Below are 15,503 nucleotides of genomic sequence, written 5' to 3'. Positions count from 1 at the left end.
ATATTGTATCTTAATATCCTCGGCAACGCTGGCTCCCTTACTCCACCCTCTTAAACCCCACAGGGAAAATTCACCCATAGGGTATTATAACCGTTTACTAACGAGGGCCTCTCTTTTCAATGAGGCTACATTTTCGAACTGTAATCACTTCTTAATAACTACTAATCTACCTCTATTATTTGTATCCCTTCTTTGGTTTCTGCACAATCATTAATGCTTCTTTTTACTACTCATCTTCAAATAAACAATTATATATAGTAACACCTGTTTCCTTTAACTCTAACGAAACATCCTCCACTTCAATACTTAACGTTTCTTTATCAAGATTCTTTATTCCGTTACTATCTAATAATTTTAAAATACTACTTCCTATTTTCTTAGATTCATCATTGTATGGCGAGGACTCTTCAACTAGATCGATTGTGCCATTATTGTACCTATATCTTAAATATTTAACAACTGCATATGGCGCAATTGCCGAAATCATTAGCATTACGCAATTAATTTCTGATTGCTTCCGAACATATTCGCTGAATTCTACACTACCAAAACGAAATTTCACATCTAGTGGTAGAAGAATGTAAGAAAAACATGTTGAATAACTAAAATCAGTAATATTATCAACGTTTATATTGGGTATTTTATTAATTTCTCTATCCCAAAAATGTTTATCAACAAATTTTTTCAAAACATATTGGAAATCCCCTCGCTTATATAACTTATTAACAACTTTTAGTATTTCATCACTCATAATTATTCTCCTTTATTGTACAGGATATCCATGTATATTTCCTTTACCATCCATATGAACCTTTCCCCTTGTTTCTCCATTTTTCCCTGCTCCCACTGCGATTTGGTTGAGACATTATTCCCATGACCAGGAACATGTTTACCCTGTTTACCTGCATCAACTTTTGGAGCTCCTGAAACGCCAGCATCAACATATCCATGACTTACTAGTTTATCATTTTTTCCAATGTTCCTAGCTCCACTGGCTCCCTTGCCTTCACCTTCTTAAACTTCCACAAGCCACCCCACAGGGGAAATTCATCCCATAGGGTAAGTTATAACCGTTTACTAAAGAGGGCCTCTCTTTTTAATGAGGCTACATTTTCGAACTGTAATCACTTCTTAACAACTACTAATCTACCTCTATTATTTGTAGCCCTTCTTTGGTTTCTGCACAATCATTAATGCTTCTTTTTAATACTCATCTTCAAATAAACAATTATATATAGTAACACCTGTTTCCTTTAACTCTAACGAAACATCCTCCACTTCAATACTCAATGTTTCTTTATTCCGTTACTATCTAATAATTTTAAAATACTACTTCCTATTTTCTTAAATTCATCATTTGATTCCTCCTAGTTTCTAAATTATCGCCAATCTCTAATAATGTCTCCCATTTCATATATCCTATATGTTTTCACATTTCCACTACTATCAAGTTTATTATCTTGCAATACAGTTGAACATTCATTTTCTAATTTATACAAAAATAATATATATATTTACTTTGAATAAAAAATGTTTATTCAAAGTTACTAAAAAAACCTCAAGGCATATACCTTAAGGCTCATAAATCAAGAAAATATTCCCTCTATTTTTTTGTCATAATTCTTTACTTTATCATTAATTTCTATTAGCAAAGTATCCTCATCAGTTGCAGGTTCATAACCAATTGTTACTTTTTGGATATCATACTCTTTTTTCAAATTAACTAGATAATGCACTAACTTTTTTAACCTTAACTTATTATCATTTCTCTCATCCTTTAATATTTCATTTTCAGGAAAATTAAATACGATATCACCATCTTGTTCATCAAATGAAAATACTATTACTACATTTTTTAATGAAATGCCAAGTTGTAATTCTTCTAAACATACATTTCCTGTGCCTTTTGGTGTTAAAATCTCTTCCATTTTTTTCACTTGAGAAAAATCCAAATCTTTTTCTAAAATATTATCATAAAAATGTGATGATTTAAGTTTTAATGTAGTTAATTTAAGTTCGTCGTAAATTAACTTATCAATACTTCTCTTATTAAAATCACTTAATATAATCTCTAAATTTTCCACTTACACTCCCCCTCTTTCACTGATCAATAAACCCTTTAAAAGTTCCATCAAGGTTCAATCGAACTCCACGTCCATCTGGTAGTTTTTCCTCCAAAAATTCTATTCCTTTAGGACTTTTAATTTTTATAAATCCTCCTGGTTCATCCATTATTTCTTTACGGTGTTTCAATGCAGTTTGATTTATTTGGTCAGGTCCACCTTTAACTTTCCCCAAAATATCTGGATTTCTTCCTGCATGTTTTTGTAAAGCATGACCTACAACAGTCTCCCCACCCTTTTTAGGGGAAGTTGCAGTATTTATTATAGTTTCATTTTAATTGCGATAAATTCACTAGGAATCTCATCTGCTAACCAAACTTTTTCATTTCCTAAATAAAATTTAACGCCTTCTTCTCTAGCTTTTTCAGTATTAACTTCTAAAATAATAGGATGCTTATCTTTTCTTTTCCCCACTAATTCAGCAGTTATAATATCTTCAGAAAGATGAACATATTGTCTAGACATAGGTGATAGCCCATTTGATTCAATAGAATTTAAAAAGCGCGGAGATGTACCATGATAAAGAAATTCAGGTGGAACTCCTTCTTCCTTTACTATTTTCATGGGAATAGAATGTCCATACAAGGCACGAATTTTATTTTCTTTTAGCTCATGCCTTTTTTTTCTCAGATTTCTCAATCATTATTTTTAAATCTTCTATCTTCACATCTCTCCATTCAATGGATTGGTGAAGTGCGTGTAAAAGTTGCTCAACAGACACCCATTCTCATCTAACTCCAATTCGTATTCCCATGGAGCATGACGTAAAGCATAAGATACTTCTTTACTTAAATTTTTAAATATTTTTTGATTATTCAATTTCTTCACTCCGATTGTAATCTATCATTTCTTTCATAGCACATTCAACCCAATCCCAAAAGTCATCAAATTCTTTTCTTTGTTCAAAACCTTCAGAAGCAAAATCATGAATAAGTTGAACTTTACTTCCTTTGCCGATCTCAAAACACGCAATGTCATCGTTGTCATCTCTTCTAGCAAAAGGAATTAAATTTCTTTTTGGATATCTTTCCTTTAAATCATGATACCTTCTAGTAGCCTGTTCAGATTTAATTAAATACCATACATCAAAATCAACTAAATTCAATTCCACTAATTTTTGGTAAGGTTCAGGATATACATATATATCTTTATCAACGTAATACTGTTCCATAGCTATAGCACTTCTTTCTATTTCATTTTTTCTAACTCAAAAGAACCCATTGGATTATTATTTCTAAAACTTGCTTTTTGTTTTTGTATTCTTAAATCTAAAGCTTCCCCCCATATCTTAGGCGTACCTTTAGGAGTTGTAAATCTAGTAACCATATCTGTTGGGAGAGGATCGCTATAGTTTCTAATAGTTGCTTGAACTTCTATTCCAACCTCTCTAGCTGCAGCAACTATACTGTCTGCCACATCGTCCCAAGCATTTCTAACCGGAGATTTCTCCTCAATTATGTTATTTGTTTCTATATCTTTAATTGACAGATCATTTTTTCGGGTTGTTTCTTCTATAATCCCCTAAGTTCTTCTCATTGTTTTTTCACAAAATCGGCATTGAGATTTCTTATTAGATATCCTAAGTACACTCATACTCTCATCCGTCTCTTTTTCTTATAGCCAATTTTATACCATCGATGAACACCCTTTACAGGTGTAAAAACATAGAAAAAACCTTGATTGGTATATATGCCAATCAAGGTCTCATTTTAAATACCACCTATTATTTACATATTTCTCTTTCCCATACTCTTTTTCCGTCAGTTAAAAATACTGCAATTGGTGGATCATCATAGAGAGAAATTTCAACTAACGAGCCTTTCTTTTGTATTAACCAATTATATAAACTATTTTCTTCCCTAGTAGGATGCGCTAAAATATCATTCACTTGAAATGTAACGGCATAGTATTCGGTATAATTCACATCATCGTCATCTAACCCATTGTCTGTTTCAAAAAGCGTGTCTGGTTCACCAATAATTTTCAATCCACTTTCCCACTCTATTATCAAGTCTCTATCTTTATACTCTTTTAACGTTTTTATTAAAGGATCATATTTCATGTATATCCCCCTCTTATTACTTCTTTAGTGGTTCTGAAGGCACTATATGTGCTCCGTCTTTTCCATAATGAATCATTCCTCTAGTAGTTTCAAGGTATTCACCAGTATCACGATCATAGTATTTTCCAATTGTTTTACCAAAGTCTACTCTTTCTTTTTTACCGTTTGGTAGTAGTTGACCTTTCCCGGCGAACTTATCAACCAATTCTTGTGCTATTTTATTATCGCCATAGAAAATGCTCTTATTTTTTCCATTTGCTAATTCTTGTTTATAGTTCGGTGTATCGGGAATATGCTTCTCTTGAGCTCCTGCTTTCACTTTTATTGGATAACCATTTACTTCACGGTATGGACCTTTAGGTACTGAATCTTTTCCATAAGAAGGTATTCGATTACTCGCACCCTTACCTCCACCAGAAGACTGGATTTTTTGAATAGTATCCTTAGTATTTTGAATCGATTTATCCCATACAAATCCACCATGTGCAAAAAGACTAGCCCCAGCAGCTGTTGCTGCTATATCTAATGGAATAACAATTGGTGATGCTAACCCACCAGTTCCTACTTCTGCCACAATAGTTAAGAAATTATATCCGCCTATGAGTGAAATAGCTTCAAACATTTCTACAATGGACCCAGCTATTTAATAATATTGTCCTGCTTTTTCTAATGTTTTTTGACATTGAAAAGCATACTATATAACTGCAATTGAAGCCTATGTGTATGTAAAGTAAGAGTTACAAAAGAGCATCCACTTAAAGGATGCTCTTTTGTATAATATATTCTTTACAGTTTGCTTATCGCTTCTATTTAAGTTACTATACTTATCTACTAAAAATCTTGAAAAACGTTGATCCAATTAAAGCTAACTATTCCATGGTATCAATATAGCCACTAACAGATTGTATGATACCATAGTCAGCTTTAAGATTCATACATACAGAACCTAATATATTAATGTTAAATTTCCCATCTTTGTCTAATTCAATATTAATATCTCCTCTATACTTATTATTAGAAGATTTCAATGTTAATTCCTGTATATCAAAAAAATCTAGTTGGACAAATACGGTATTATAGTTTAAATATTTCCATTTTTTGGAGGGTTATCTGCGAATTTAGGTATATTAAAATTTACAGAAATTTTTTTACCTTCATCTTCAATTTTAACTGCCACAATACGTACATCTGACAATGAAGGAGCTTCGTTATATAAATTTGATATAAATCTACTTCCTTCTAAATTAATGTACCACATATAATCACCTCTATGTTATTTATTAAATGGATAATGCTCTTGTGTGCTTTCAAATTTCCCGGTTCGCGGTTTATCTGCAGGTCTCACATTGAAATGCGGTCCCTGTCCACCTTTAGAGTAGCCTGCACTATGATCCTGAATTATTATTTTTTTCCATATTTATTAGTAAAATGATATTCCTTCGTGTGTAAATTACCTTACCATTACTATCTTTAATTACATGACCACCTTCATGATCCGCAGTTCGCATTGGTACACGCTCAATTTTCTCTGGGTGTTGTACCTTTGGAATACCGGCCTCAGATTTTGCCTTATTTAACGCCCCTTTTCTGCTAACATTAACCGTAGTAGTATTACTTGTTCCCTTAACTTTACTTACATGTCCATGAGGAGATGGAGACTCGAATTTTTGAAGAGTATCCTTAGTATTTTGAATCGATTTATCCCATACAAATCCACCATGTGCAAAAAGACTAGCCCTAGTAGCTGTTGCTGCTATATCTAATGGAATAACAATTGGTGATGCTAACCCACCAGTTCCTACTTCTGCCACAATAGTTAAGAAATTAGATCCGCCTATGAGCGAAATAGCTTCAAACATTTCTACAATGGAACCGGCTATTGATATAACATTTCCAGCCAACATTCCAGCTTGGTAAGTTGTCTTACTTTCTAATTTATCATCCTCATGTGGCTGTAGTCCAAGAAAGTTTTCTAGTGCTGCATCACCAGCACCTTGAAAAAATACGATAACTCCATGCAAAAATGATTGAGCATAAAGAGCTGTTTTTTCATGCCATGATCTATTGTCTTCCTGTTCTTGTAAGTTCATTTGTTGTTTTTGCAAAGTAATTTGTTTCATCTTGGTTTGCGAGCTTGTACTTCTATAATCCCCTGAGTTCTTCTCATTGTTTTTTCACAAATCCGGCATTGATTTCTTATTAGATATCCTAAGTACACTCATACTCTCATCCGTCTCTTTTTCTTGTAACCAATTTCGTACCACTGATGAACACCCTTTACAGGTTTTAAAAACATAGAAAAACCTTGAAAAGCATATATGCCAATCAAGGTCTCAGTTTAAATACCACCTATTATTTACATACTTCTCTTTCCCATACTCTTTTGCCGTCAGTTAAAAATACTGAACTAGGTGGATCATCAAAGAGAGAAATTTCAACCAATGAACTTTTTCCTTGTTTCAACCAATTATATACACTGCCTTTGCTATTAGCAGGATGAGATAAAATATGATTTACTTGAAATACAGTTGCATAATATTCTACGTATGCGGGGTTATCATCATCTAATCCATTGTCTGTCTCATAAAATGTGTCTGTTTTACCTACAATTCTTAACCCACTGCTCCACTCTAATATAACTTCTACCCCTTCATGCTCTGTTAATGTTTTAAATAAAGAATCTGCTTCCATAGACATCCTCTTTCTTAATTTTATTCTGATGGTTTTGCTGGTACTATATGGGCACCATCTTTCCCATAATGTATCATTCCTCTATTAATCTCTATATATTGTCCGGTCACAGTGTCATAGTATTTACCTATTGGTTTACCAAAGTCCACTCTTTCTTTATTTTTGGTAACAGTGGTTCCTTTTCCTGCAAACTTATCAAGTAATTCTTGTGCTATTTTATTATCACCATAGAAAATGCTCTTATTTTTTCCATTTGCTAATTCTTGTTTGAAATTTGGCGTATTAGGAATATGTTTCTCTTGAGCACCCGGCTATACTTTAACTGGAAATCCATGTACTTCTTTGTATGTTCCTATAGGTACGGACTTCTTTTCATACGAAGGTAAACCATTACCCGTACCTCGTAATCTTAAAATAAAAGCACTTGTTGCCCATAGGCGACAAGTGCTTTAAGTTCATCTGTTTTTAAGTAGCATAAATTTGTAAGTTTTGTAGCAATATTATGATACCTTTACATGCCATGGAAACCACTACCTTAAAACTTACGAGTTCGTTAGTTCAGTATCATTCCATGTGTTTATATTCATCGCCCAATAAAATGTCATCTCGCTTATGCTCGTACTTCTTTTTCTATTTTATCATTGCACACAGTACTCCATGATAGTACAACCATCATGGAGTATATATTTTCAAACACCTTATTATTTTTTCTGTCTTTTAATTAGTTAAATAGTTTTATTCGGAAATTCCCCCTATGGGGTACACTCATGAAAGTTTACTATAGAAGGTTACTCTTTTCAATGAGACTACGTTTTCGAACTGTAATCATTTCTTAGTAACTACTAATTTACATCAATTACTTGTATTCCTTTAACCTGAGCACAGTCATTAATCTCTTTGATTAAATTGTTTCTATAAACTGATACCGCTCCGTGTATTTCTCTTTCACCATCTGCATCTATATATTCCGGAAATAAAATAAAATTGATTTAATCCATTTTTTTATTATATATTCATTTCCTTCAAATTCACCACATCTGATATGATATGAAGTTATAAAAGATATTATATCTTCATATCATTCCTGTGTATTAATTTCTGCCTGCAAAAATCCTTCTAAAACATTCATAATAATCTCACCTTTGTATTTTATTGGCTAAAAGGAAATTAATTTATACTATCCACCAATAAACAATGTAGTATAACTACAGTCAAATCCGCTTATTATGATTAATTCAACTGTATACACTTTCTTATCTCCTACACTGTTTTTCTTATGAGTTGTGGAATTCAATGATATTAATCACCTAATTTTAGTCCATGTAGCTCTCAGCAATTTGTATATGTTTTTTTAAATTTAGGTCTGGATATCTTTGATCTAACGAGTATAGTATTTCAATATACTTTTTACTTTGCAAATTATAAGCAACTTCTTCGAAAACCTCACTTAATAATAAGAGCTCCTTTTTTGTACATATTTGTAAAAAATTCAAAGTTAAGTTTTCGCTTTCACTCAGTAAGGCTATAAGTTCTTCCCATTTCTGCTCAATTCTTGGATCATTATCATCAAGTAATGCTCGCGACCCTAAGACAATCCTTACTTTTTCCTCAAACATTAATTAAAACCTCCCTGTAAAAATTATGGTAGTAACATATTATCAGGAAAAATAGTTCCTATCTCTCCATTAGTTTTGATTATCCCTATCCTAACGCCATTATAATCGCCAAATATCGTTACACCATCCGCAATATCCTTGTATTCAGGCATATTTGTCACATATTCTCCAGCTTCCCTTATATCTTCCTTAGACCAATTTTCAGGAAACCATGCTTGACCATGCCCACCACCCTTCATTTTTGAAATCTCTCCGGTTTTAGGGTTTCTAGTAAAGTCACCAATGTTTGCATGATCCAAAGATTTTTCACTCACATGTAATTTTGTTTTTACAGTTTCACCCGTACCCTATGTTGTAATCTTAAAATAAAAAGCACTTGTTGTCTTTCATAGACAATCAAGTGCTTTAAGTTCATATGTTTTTAAGTAGTATTAAATTTGTAAGTTTTGTAGTAGTTGTCATGACACCTTTTGTATGTTATGACAATTACTACGTTAAACCTTACGAGTTTGTACGAGTTCGTTAGTTTTATGCCCATTCCAGGTATTTATATTTATCAACTAATCACTATGAGTTGTAATCTCAGATTCTCTTTTCCCTAAAAATAAAACATCATATCTATTACGCTTCATCAAACAGACATCCCGATTTGTATAATTATTTTCGGATATAAATAAAAATATTAAATAACTAAATCAATTTGGCAGCTGAATAGTTACCTTATTTTCTCCTGAAAACACATTAAAAATCTAGTTTATTTAAATCATTATGTTTTATAAATCGAGCTACTTCCATTTCTAAATCAATTCTATTAATATTTTTATCAAAAATAAATCCCATTTTTCCATTATATTTTTTTAATTTAGTTGGCATATCCCAATACTCCATCTCATTTTCAAACTCATATAATCCAAAAGTAAGGCACATGTTTCTTCCTTTTTTTTCAAAAAAAATAATTATGTTATCTTTATCAAAGTCTTCATAAATAATATTTATTTTAGTGTCATTCATTCTTGCACACCTTCCCAAGTAGTATAAATTACTAGATTATCATTTTTAACCATACAATAAATTATTACTTACTCCCGATTCTATATAAATGATAATATTTATCATATAAACCACAACATGCATCCATTCCTGGGTTTGCACTCATTGACTTTTCGATCACTTTTTCCCATGAACCATACTTATTAAATGAAGAATCTGCCGTTGGACCATGTGGATTACCATATTTAACCTCATTTCTAGCCATTACACGCTCTAGCCCTTTTGGATCATCTATATAATCATTTAATCGATTCTGATTTCTTTGATTATTTACCGCTCTTGCAATTTCTTCAATTGAATTTCCCTCATTCTTCATTTTATTAACTAGTTCTATAATATTATCATTTTTATCATGATAACTCTGCCTTCTTACAGTTGCCTGAGCCACTTGTTCTGGATTTGTCCAGTCTAGTGCATCAGCAAATCCACCTATACTCTCCGATTTTGGATTTGGAGAAAACCCATAAACTGCATCGGGATTTTCATGTATATCTTTTGCCACCTTTGGATTATCCATAGGATTATTCTTATAAGTAAATCTAGTATCACCCGTACCCTTAGCACCATCTTTTGACTTCGCAAACTTATAATAAGCTTCTATCAATTCACCTTGAGGTATTTTGGTTACAATAGTTCCACCAACACTAGAGAATGCATAGGACGCATCCCTCTTAAATGATTGTAACATTTCAAGCATTGGCTTCAATTCTTTTGCTAGTGTTACTGCATTAGCAATTGTACTTACTCCACTTGATGCTTTTGCTCCTTTTGCGATATGGCCTATTTTTATTTAGTGCCTTATCGCCTAATATTGTGGTAGCTATTTGCCTTGATCCAAGGAGAGATATAATATTTGTTATTCAAATCCATAAAAAGAAATCAACACTTATGAATTGTGATTTCTTTTAACAGATAACTATTTTCCTGTAAGGTTTGTCGCTATATTTGAATATCAATTTACTATCATATTTTTTTGATTCACACGTGAAATTTCTCAAAGAATAAAACCTTTTAGTTTACTAAAAAACCTTGAAAGGCACATAGCCAATCAAGGTTAAATAACTACTCAACATTTACTGAAACAAATGTAGTTTCATCACTTGGAAAATCATCAGGAAATGCATTGCATATTAATTCTTTCATTATTATTTGATATAAAAATTCTACCATCGTAAGTGAGTAAGTATAATTCTCTGGTGATCTCGATTCGTATACTACAATTTTCCATTCATCAGGTTTTCCATCTGTTAACCAGTACAATTCATCACCATTATCAGTGTATGCCCATGGAAGTATCCCCCCACTTGAAGGGTAAACATCATGTTTGTAATATTGCGGAAAATTTTTCTTAGATTGAATATATGAATCTTTCATTTCCTTCTGCCTACCAAGATAATTTACATTTTCATCGTTTACAAAAGGTGTTAATATCCACAAAAAATTGTCAATACCGCCTGTGCCATAAATTTCAATAAATTTTACATAGTCTGTAGGCAATTCCGTACCAAGAGCGCCGAAAAATTCTCCCCATTGTTCTTTATCCCCAGTTTTTTGTGGAAATTCTGGAGGAGGGAGTATTTTAATTAACTTATCCAAATAAATCGACTCCTATTTTTTATTTATTATTGTAACATCTAAAGAAAAATCATTTGTTCCCCTTGCTTTTAACGTAACACCTTTAGGCATTAAATTATTGCCCTCATATATCGGAATTGATTGGTATCTTACAACTTCACCTTTTTCAACAGCTGCTCGGACAGAACTCTCAAAATCTCTCATAATAGGTGAATTTACAGGTGTTTGATAAAGTGTGACTAAATTCCGAGCATCTTTTCCAGAGCCACCTAACTGGTTACCTAATAAATGCCCTCGGGCATGACCTGGACTCCCTGGTCCACCACCTAAGAAACCAGGAGGTTTAATTGATTGGCTAGCTTTACTACCAGTACCAATCATGTCCTGTGTAATTGTAGCTGTTACTCCAGTTGGTCGATCCAGGTTATCCAATTCACCAAAAATAACATTTTTAGGCGAATTTTGAGTTATTTTAGATATTCCTAGATCACCCGTACCTATGTTGTAATCTTAAACTCTCACAATAAAAAAGCTAACCATGTAAACCCTTATTAAACTACTTCTTTTTCTTCCACTATCGGCAATTCATAAGCTGTTTTATATTTCATCATGCCATATACAATGTTTACAAGCCTTCTCATAATACATACCAATGCTTGTCCTTTTGTTTTTCCTTCTTTAAGCTTCTTTTGATAGTATGCATGAAACACTGGATTTCGTGGCATCTTACTTCCTTTTGCTACTTGCACTTGCTGTACTGCTAAATTATAAAATAGAGCGTGTAGCGCCCTGTTTCCTTGTTTGCTTTTATGTGTCTTACCTTTTCCACCAGAACCAAAGTAAACAGGCGCAATCCCCGCAAATCTTGCTAATTTATTGGCATTTAGAAATCGTCTTATATCTCCTATCTCAGCTATTAATGCTGATGCCGTCACAAGTTCTATTCCCGGCATCGTTTCTAATTGATAATCTAGTAGATTTACTAGCTGTTTTAATTCTCTCTCGATGTATTTCATTTCTTTCTTTTTAAACTCAATATCCCGTACAATACTTCCTACTAAAAAGTCTCGTGTTTCTTGATACTCTTTCATTGTTTGTCCATCTTCTTTTACAAGTTTTAATATGTCGCTTGCTTTCTTTACTGAACATGTATTGTTGCTAACATCTAATAAAAAAGTCGTTAATTTTTTTACACTAACACCCTCTAAACAAGACGGTGACGAATATTTCTCCCAAAACGCTAATGCTGTTTTCCCATCTAATTCTGAGAAAAACTTTTTATAACTTGGATAATGGTGGTTCAATTGAATATGTAGTTGGTTCTTTAATGCACTTTGTGCTTTTACTAATGCATTTCTTCTCGAAACCAGCTGTTGTATCGACCAAAATAAATCGTTTGGCTTTGCATCTGGCAATTGATTAAATTTGTTTACCAGTATGCGTGCTACACATTCCGCATCCCAACTATCATTTTTTTGTATTATCACTTGGCTTTTTCGTTCTAAAAATGATAAAGCTGGATTTACTTCTTTCACAACTCGTTCATGATCTACTAAATATTTCGCTAACGCTCTTCCGTAACCACCAACATCTTCTAAACCAAATACAACTGATAAACCCTCACTCATATATGTCTCTACTTCTAATAAAAACTTCGAAAATGCAGATGGTTTATTCTCAAATTGTATTTCTCCTAGTTTCTCTTGCCAGCAATTAATCATAACAGCCGTATGATGCTGCTTATGTAAATCTACTCCTACATACAAATAATTCTGCCTATTATGCATAACTCATCCCTCTATTCAATGATTTAGTCATATATAAAAATATCGGCAACCTTAGTTCGAGCGTTCATCTTCCGATGCGCATAGGTACGCAAGCCTATCCATTTTCATAACTCTAGTAGTATGTATAGTAAAATGAGCTAATTTTTTAAGTGAGTTTATAAAATAATTGCTGCATGTTTTCCATTTGTTTGTATTTCCCCGTATTCATACATGCCACGATAAAAATTCTCTCTATCTAACATGCGTTTCACTTGTACTTTCGTAAATTGTTTACCTTTCGCTGTGCAGTAGCCTTCCACATTCAATTGTTCTGCCAATTGCGTAAGTGACCAATGTTTAAAAAAGTGTCGTAATTCAAATAGTCTACGTACAACTACTGCTTTCTCACCATCTACTTCTAACACCTTTTGTCCTTTTGTTGCCTTGTAGCCAAACAGTACACCACCACCTGCATATCCACCTTGTTCCGCTTTTTTCTTTCTGCCTCTACTTAGCTTCAATGCAATCTCGAGACGTTGATATTGGTCTAATAGCTCTAACATGCCATTTACTAAAAAATCATTTGGGTCATGTGTGTATATACTGTAATTGGGTTGTTCAATTGCTTTCACATCTACCTTGTATTTCTTTAGCTCTCGTTGTATTAACACTTTTGCCATATCAGAGCGCCATAACCGAGATGTATTGAGTACAATCACGTGCTTCACTTGTTGATATGCCATATCTGACAATAGTTCTTGTAAGCCTTCACGTTCAACTGTTAATCCATTTTCATCAACAGTCGCTCCGCTTAATCCTCTATCTTCATACACACGAAGTAGTTCTAAATTATTTTCGTTACAGTAACGTTCAATCTCTTCTACTTGATACGCTAAACTATACCCATCACGTACTTGTCCTTCCGTTGAAACTCGTATGTAACCAACTACTTTCTTTCCCATCATAAATTCCCTCCCGTTACAGTAATTTTAGTCCCTGTAACGTTTACCCGTTTTTTGCGGATAACGTGTTCATAACGTCCATCCGTTAAAACGTACTTTACGATGACTTCAAAACATAATACAACCCTTTAGTTTTCCCTCTACTATCATCATACACTGTACAAAGCCATTACAGTCTATTAAATTTAACACTTAATACATTTATAAAATTATACGTGTACCAACTTATTTCTACGCTAAAACGAAAAAAAGCACTTGTTGCCTTTAGTTGACAATCAAGTGCTTTAAGTTCATATGTTTTTAAGTAGCATAAATTTGTAAGTTTTGTAGTAACAGTATGACACCTTTTGTACATCATGACAAATACTATGTTAAAACTTACGAGTTTGTACGAGTTTGTTAGTTTAATATACACTCCATGTGTTTATATTTATCGCCCCGTAAAATGTCATCTCGCCTAAGCTCGTACTTTGTTTTCTATTCTATCATTGCACACAGTACTCCATGACGGTACAACCATCATGAGTCCTTACTTTTTTAAAGCCTGTTTTTTTGAGTTCACTTGTCTTATATGCGTTCATATTTTTAATTTTTGTACTACAAACTTTTTTGCTCTTGTACATAGCTATAAATCTAGTATCATAGGTTGTAATATTTTAAAAATCATTATAAGCAAACTAATTTGTTTACTTTTATAAACTATAATTTAAACATGAGTATTACTTAGAGCAAAAAAGCTTTAAAGTTATTCATAAATATTAGTTATTTAAAAATCCATGTTTTTCAAATGCTCTTATTAAAAAATATAACTCTGCATGTCTCAAATGTTTTGGATTATCCTTTTTGGGCGGCACCCACTCTACTTCTCTTAACCACTTTTCCGCAGCTCTCTAGTTTCTTTATGTGACTCTTTGGTAATAGTTGAATTTACACCAAAATAAGTCTTATTGCCTACAGTAATACTTGCAACTGTATCACCTGAATCTATTGAGTATGGCTTTAATCCTACCTTCTCTCTAAATCTTTTTACTCCCTCACATCCTGCAATAGAACTTTATCTAAAGACATAAAAAATCCCCTCCATAATAAACAGTACAGTAACCTTCTTTCAGCTGTCTACTATAAGGGGAAATACCCGAATACAGAAATCATCTTCTTGATGTTGCATAATTTTTTTCAAGATGACCTCTACAAAGGATACATATTATTCTTTATTTAAACTTTTTTATGAAGACCACCAAACGAAAGCCGGTAGGAATCTGTGTCTATTATCTTGACGTATTATCATAATTATCAGCATTAGGATCATAGTCCAATATTACGTTATTAAGTTTATGATTGACATTATTTATTCTGGTCAACAGATCCTCAACCTCTTCTGATAACAATTCATTCTCTAATCCATTCCTATCAATGCTTCCTAGTTCTTTTTTTATGATATCAACCACACCCACAAAAACTTTTGGATGTGTCACTACTATCTCTCCAATGGCTAAGTGAACTAATAAATTTTCTGTTTCACCCTCATTGCAGACGGTTTCGAACTCATAAAATGTTCTTGCAGTAGCATATTTATATCCTCTATTTTCATTTAACATATTATCATACATTTCTTTAACAGCCTCAATTAATTCATTATACTCCCAATCTTCCATTTA

General features: G+C 32.7%; 18 protein-coding genes and 4 pseudogenes. All 22 read right to left on the bottom strand.

The features are described 5' to 3' along the window. Positions 1-226: 226 nt before the first annotated feature. The 22 genes and pseudogenes from QCI44_RS12915 to QCI44_RS12810 all read right to left on the bottom strand — a co-directional run bounded on the left by QCI44_RS12915 (position 227) and on the right by QCI44_RS12810 (position 15,500). Positions 227-751: a hypothetical protein gene (locus QCI44_RS12915; protein WP_116363362.1), complete on the bottom strand. Its 525-nt coding sequence runs from the start codon at positions 749-751 to the stop codon at positions 227-229. An 835-nt stretch (positions 752-1,586) separates the two neighbouring features. Further along, a complete protein-coding gene (locus QCI44_RS12910; RefSeq protein ID WP_088083901.1) occupies positions 1,587-2,084 on the bottom strand; it encodes a hypothetical protein in 498 nt (165 codons plus the stop codon). A 16-nt stretch (positions 2,085-2,100) separates the two neighbouring features. Further along, positions 2,101-2,298 carry a hypothetical protein gene (locus QCI44_RS12905; protein ID WP_088083902.1) on the bottom strand — a complete coding sequence of 66 codons (198 nt, stop codon included), beginning with the start codon at positions 2,296-2,298 and terminating at the stop codon, positions 2,101-2,103. Positions 2,299-2,384: 86 nt separating this feature from the next. After that, positions 2,385-2,942: pseudogene (locus QCI44_RS12900) on the bottom strand (RNA 2'-phosphotransferase). Continuing rightward, the gene (locus tag QCI44_RS12895; protein ID WP_088083904.1) at positions 2,935-3,294 is read right to left on the bottom strand and encodes a hypothetical protein; all 360 of its coding nucleotides are present in this window, start codon (positions 3,292-3,294) and stop codon (positions 2,935-2,937) included. Before QCI44_RS12895 ends, QCI44_RS12900 begins: the two are co-directional and overlap by 8 nt. Before the next feature lie 17 nt (positions 3,295-3,311). Beyond that, positions 3,312-3,644, bottom strand: a pseudogene (locus QCI44_RS12890) (hypothetical protein); the annotation flags it as partial. A 202-nt stretch (positions 3,645-3,846) separates the two neighbouring features. After that, on the bottom strand, positions 3,847-4,185 hold the full coding sequence (locus QCI44_RS12885; protein WP_000872895.1) for a hypothetical protein: 339 nt from the start codon (positions 4,183-4,185) through the stop codon (positions 3,847-3,849). Positions 4,186-4,201: 16 nt separating this feature from the next. After that, a pseudogene (locus QCI44_RS12880) lies at positions 4,202-4,573 on the bottom strand (polymorphic toxin type 50 domain-containing protein); the annotation flags it as partial. Between the two features lie 693 nt (positions 4,574-5,266). Continuing rightward, positions 5,267-5,443 (bottom strand): Imm50 family immunity protein, encoded by a 177-nt coding sequence (locus tag QCI44_RS12875; RefSeq protein WP_353811174.1) that lies wholly within the window; start codon positions 5,441-5,443, stop codon positions 5,267-5,269. 15 nt (positions 5,444-5,458) lie between these two features. Continuing rightward, on the bottom strand, positions 5,459-5,584 hold the full coding sequence (locus QCI44_RS12870) for an HNH/endonuclease VII fold putative polymorphic toxin (protein ID WP_223261023.1): 126 nt from the start codon (positions 5,582-5,584) through the stop codon (positions 5,459-5,461). Next, positions 5,571-6,290, bottom strand: coding sequence for a hypothetical protein (locus QCI44_RS30635; protein WP_431154554.1), 720 nt, complete (start codon positions 6,288-6,290; stop codon positions 5,571-5,573). The genes QCI44_RS12870 and QCI44_RS30635 overlap by 14 nt, the downstream gene beginning before the upstream one ends. A 247-nt stretch (positions 6,291-6,537) precedes the next feature. Beyond that, positions 6,538-6,876: a hypothetical protein gene (locus tag QCI44_RS12860; protein ID WP_116349107.1), complete on the bottom strand. Its 339-nt coding sequence runs from the start codon at positions 6,874-6,876 to the stop codon at positions 6,538-6,540. A 20-nt stretch (positions 6,877-6,896) separates the two neighbouring features. Next, positions 6,897-7,280 (bottom strand): annotated as a pseudogene (locus QCI44_RS12855) (polymorphic toxin type 50 domain-containing protein); the annotation flags it as partial. A gap of 909 nt (positions 7,281-8,189) precedes the next feature. Beyond that, entirely contained in the window at positions 8,190-8,492 is a 303-nt protein-coding gene (locus tag QCI44_RS12850; protein WP_064057052.1) for a hypothetical protein, read from the bottom strand. Between the two features lie 23 nt (positions 8,493-8,515). Then, positions 8,516-8,791 (bottom strand): EndoU domain-containing protein, encoded by a 276-nt coding sequence (locus QCI44_RS12845; protein WP_064057051.1) that lies wholly within the window; start codon positions 8,789-8,791, stop codon positions 8,516-8,518. A 442-nt stretch (positions 8,792-9,233) separates the two neighbouring features. Beyond that, positions 9,234-9,503 (bottom strand): hypothetical protein, encoded by a 270-nt coding sequence (locus tag QCI44_RS12840; protein WP_001000170.1) that lies wholly within the window; start codon positions 9,501-9,503, stop codon positions 9,234-9,236. Between the two features lie 64 nt (positions 9,504-9,567). After that, on the bottom strand, positions 9,568-10,239 hold the full coding sequence (locus QCI44_RS12835) for a hypothetical protein (RefSeq protein ID WP_431154555.1): 672 nt from the start codon (positions 10,237-10,239) through the stop codon (positions 9,568-9,570). Positions 10,240-10,604: 365 nt separating this feature from the next. Further along, a complete protein-coding gene (locus tag QCI44_RS12830) occupies positions 10,605-11,138 on the bottom strand; it encodes an SMI1/KNR4 family protein (protein ID WP_088083908.1) in 534 nt (177 codons plus the stop codon). Positions 11,139-11,150: 12 nt separating this feature from the next. Continuing rightward, the gene (locus QCI44_RS12825; RefSeq protein ID WP_223261018.1) at positions 11,151-11,549 is read right to left on the bottom strand and encodes a DNA/RNA non-specific endonuclease; all 399 of its coding nucleotides are present in this window, start codon (positions 11,547-11,549) and stop codon (positions 11,151-11,153) included. A gap of 119 nt (positions 11,550-11,668) precedes the next feature. Then, entirely contained in the window at positions 11,669-12,904 is a 1,236-nt protein-coding gene (locus QCI44_RS12820) for an IS110 family RNA-guided transposase (protein ID WP_346724722.1), read from the bottom strand. Positions 12,905-13,059: 155 nt separating this feature from the next. Next, positions 13,060-13,845, bottom strand: coding sequence for a recombinase family protein (locus tag QCI44_RS12815; protein ID WP_088083910.1), 786 nt, complete (start codon positions 13,843-13,845; stop codon positions 13,060-13,062). A 1,268-nt stretch (positions 13,846-15,113) separates the two neighbouring features. After that, entirely contained in the window at positions 15,114-15,500 is a 387-nt protein-coding gene (locus tag QCI44_RS12810) for an Imm3 family immunity protein (protein WP_098521315.1), read from the bottom strand. Positions 15,501-15,503 lie beyond the last annotated feature (3 nt).

Source organism: Bacillus cereus group sp. RP37 (assembly GCF_040459695.1).
Taxonomy (GTDB): Bacteria; Bacillota; Bacilli; order Bacillales; family Bacillaceae_G; genus Bacillus_A.
The sequence above is the reverse complement of the archived record's forward strand: the minus strand, read 5'-3'. Positions and strand labels throughout refer to the sequence as shown.

Coding starts and splice junctions, on each gene's coding strand:
- QCI44_RS12915 (WP_116363362.1), bottom strand. CDS start 751: ATGAGTGATGAAATACTAAAAGTTGTTAATAAGTTATATAAGCGAGGG.
- QCI44_RS12895 (WP_088083904.1), bottom strand. CDS start 3,294: ATGGAACAGTATTACGTTGATAAAGATATATATGTATATCCTGAACCT.
- QCI44_RS12885 (WP_000872895.1), bottom strand. CDS start 4,185: ATGAAATATGATCCTTTAATAAAAACGTTAAAAGAGTATAAAGATAGA.
- QCI44_RS12875 (WP_353811174.1), bottom strand. CDS start 5,443: ATGTGGTACATTAATTTAGAAGGAAGTAGATTTATATCAAATTTATAT.
- QCI44_RS12860 (WP_116349107.1), bottom strand. CDS start 6,876: ATGGAAGCAGATTCTTTATTTAAAACATTAACAGAGCATGAAGGGGTA.
- QCI44_RS12850 (WP_064057052.1), bottom strand. CDS start 8,492: ATGTTTGAGGAAAAAGTAAGGATTGTCTTAGGGTCGCGAGCATTACTT.
- QCI44_RS12840 (WP_001000170.1), bottom strand. CDS start 9,503: ATGAATGACACTAAAATAAATATTATTTATGAAGACTTTGATAAAGAT.
- QCI44_RS12835 (WP_431154555.1), bottom strand. CDS start 10,239: ATGCTTGAAATGTTACAATCATTTAAGAGGGATGCGTCCTATGCATTC.
- QCI44_RS12820 (WP_346724722.1), bottom strand. CDS start 12,904: ATGCATAATAGGCAGAATTATTTGTATGTAGGAGTAGATTTACATAAG.
- QCI44_RS12815 (WP_088083910.1), bottom strand. CDS start 13,845: ATGGGAAAGAAAGTAGTTGGTTACATACGAGTTTCAACGGAAGGACAA.
- QCI44_RS12810 (WP_098521315.1), bottom strand. CDS start 15,500: ATGGAAGATTGGGAGTATAATGAATTAATTGAGGCTGTTAAAGAAATG.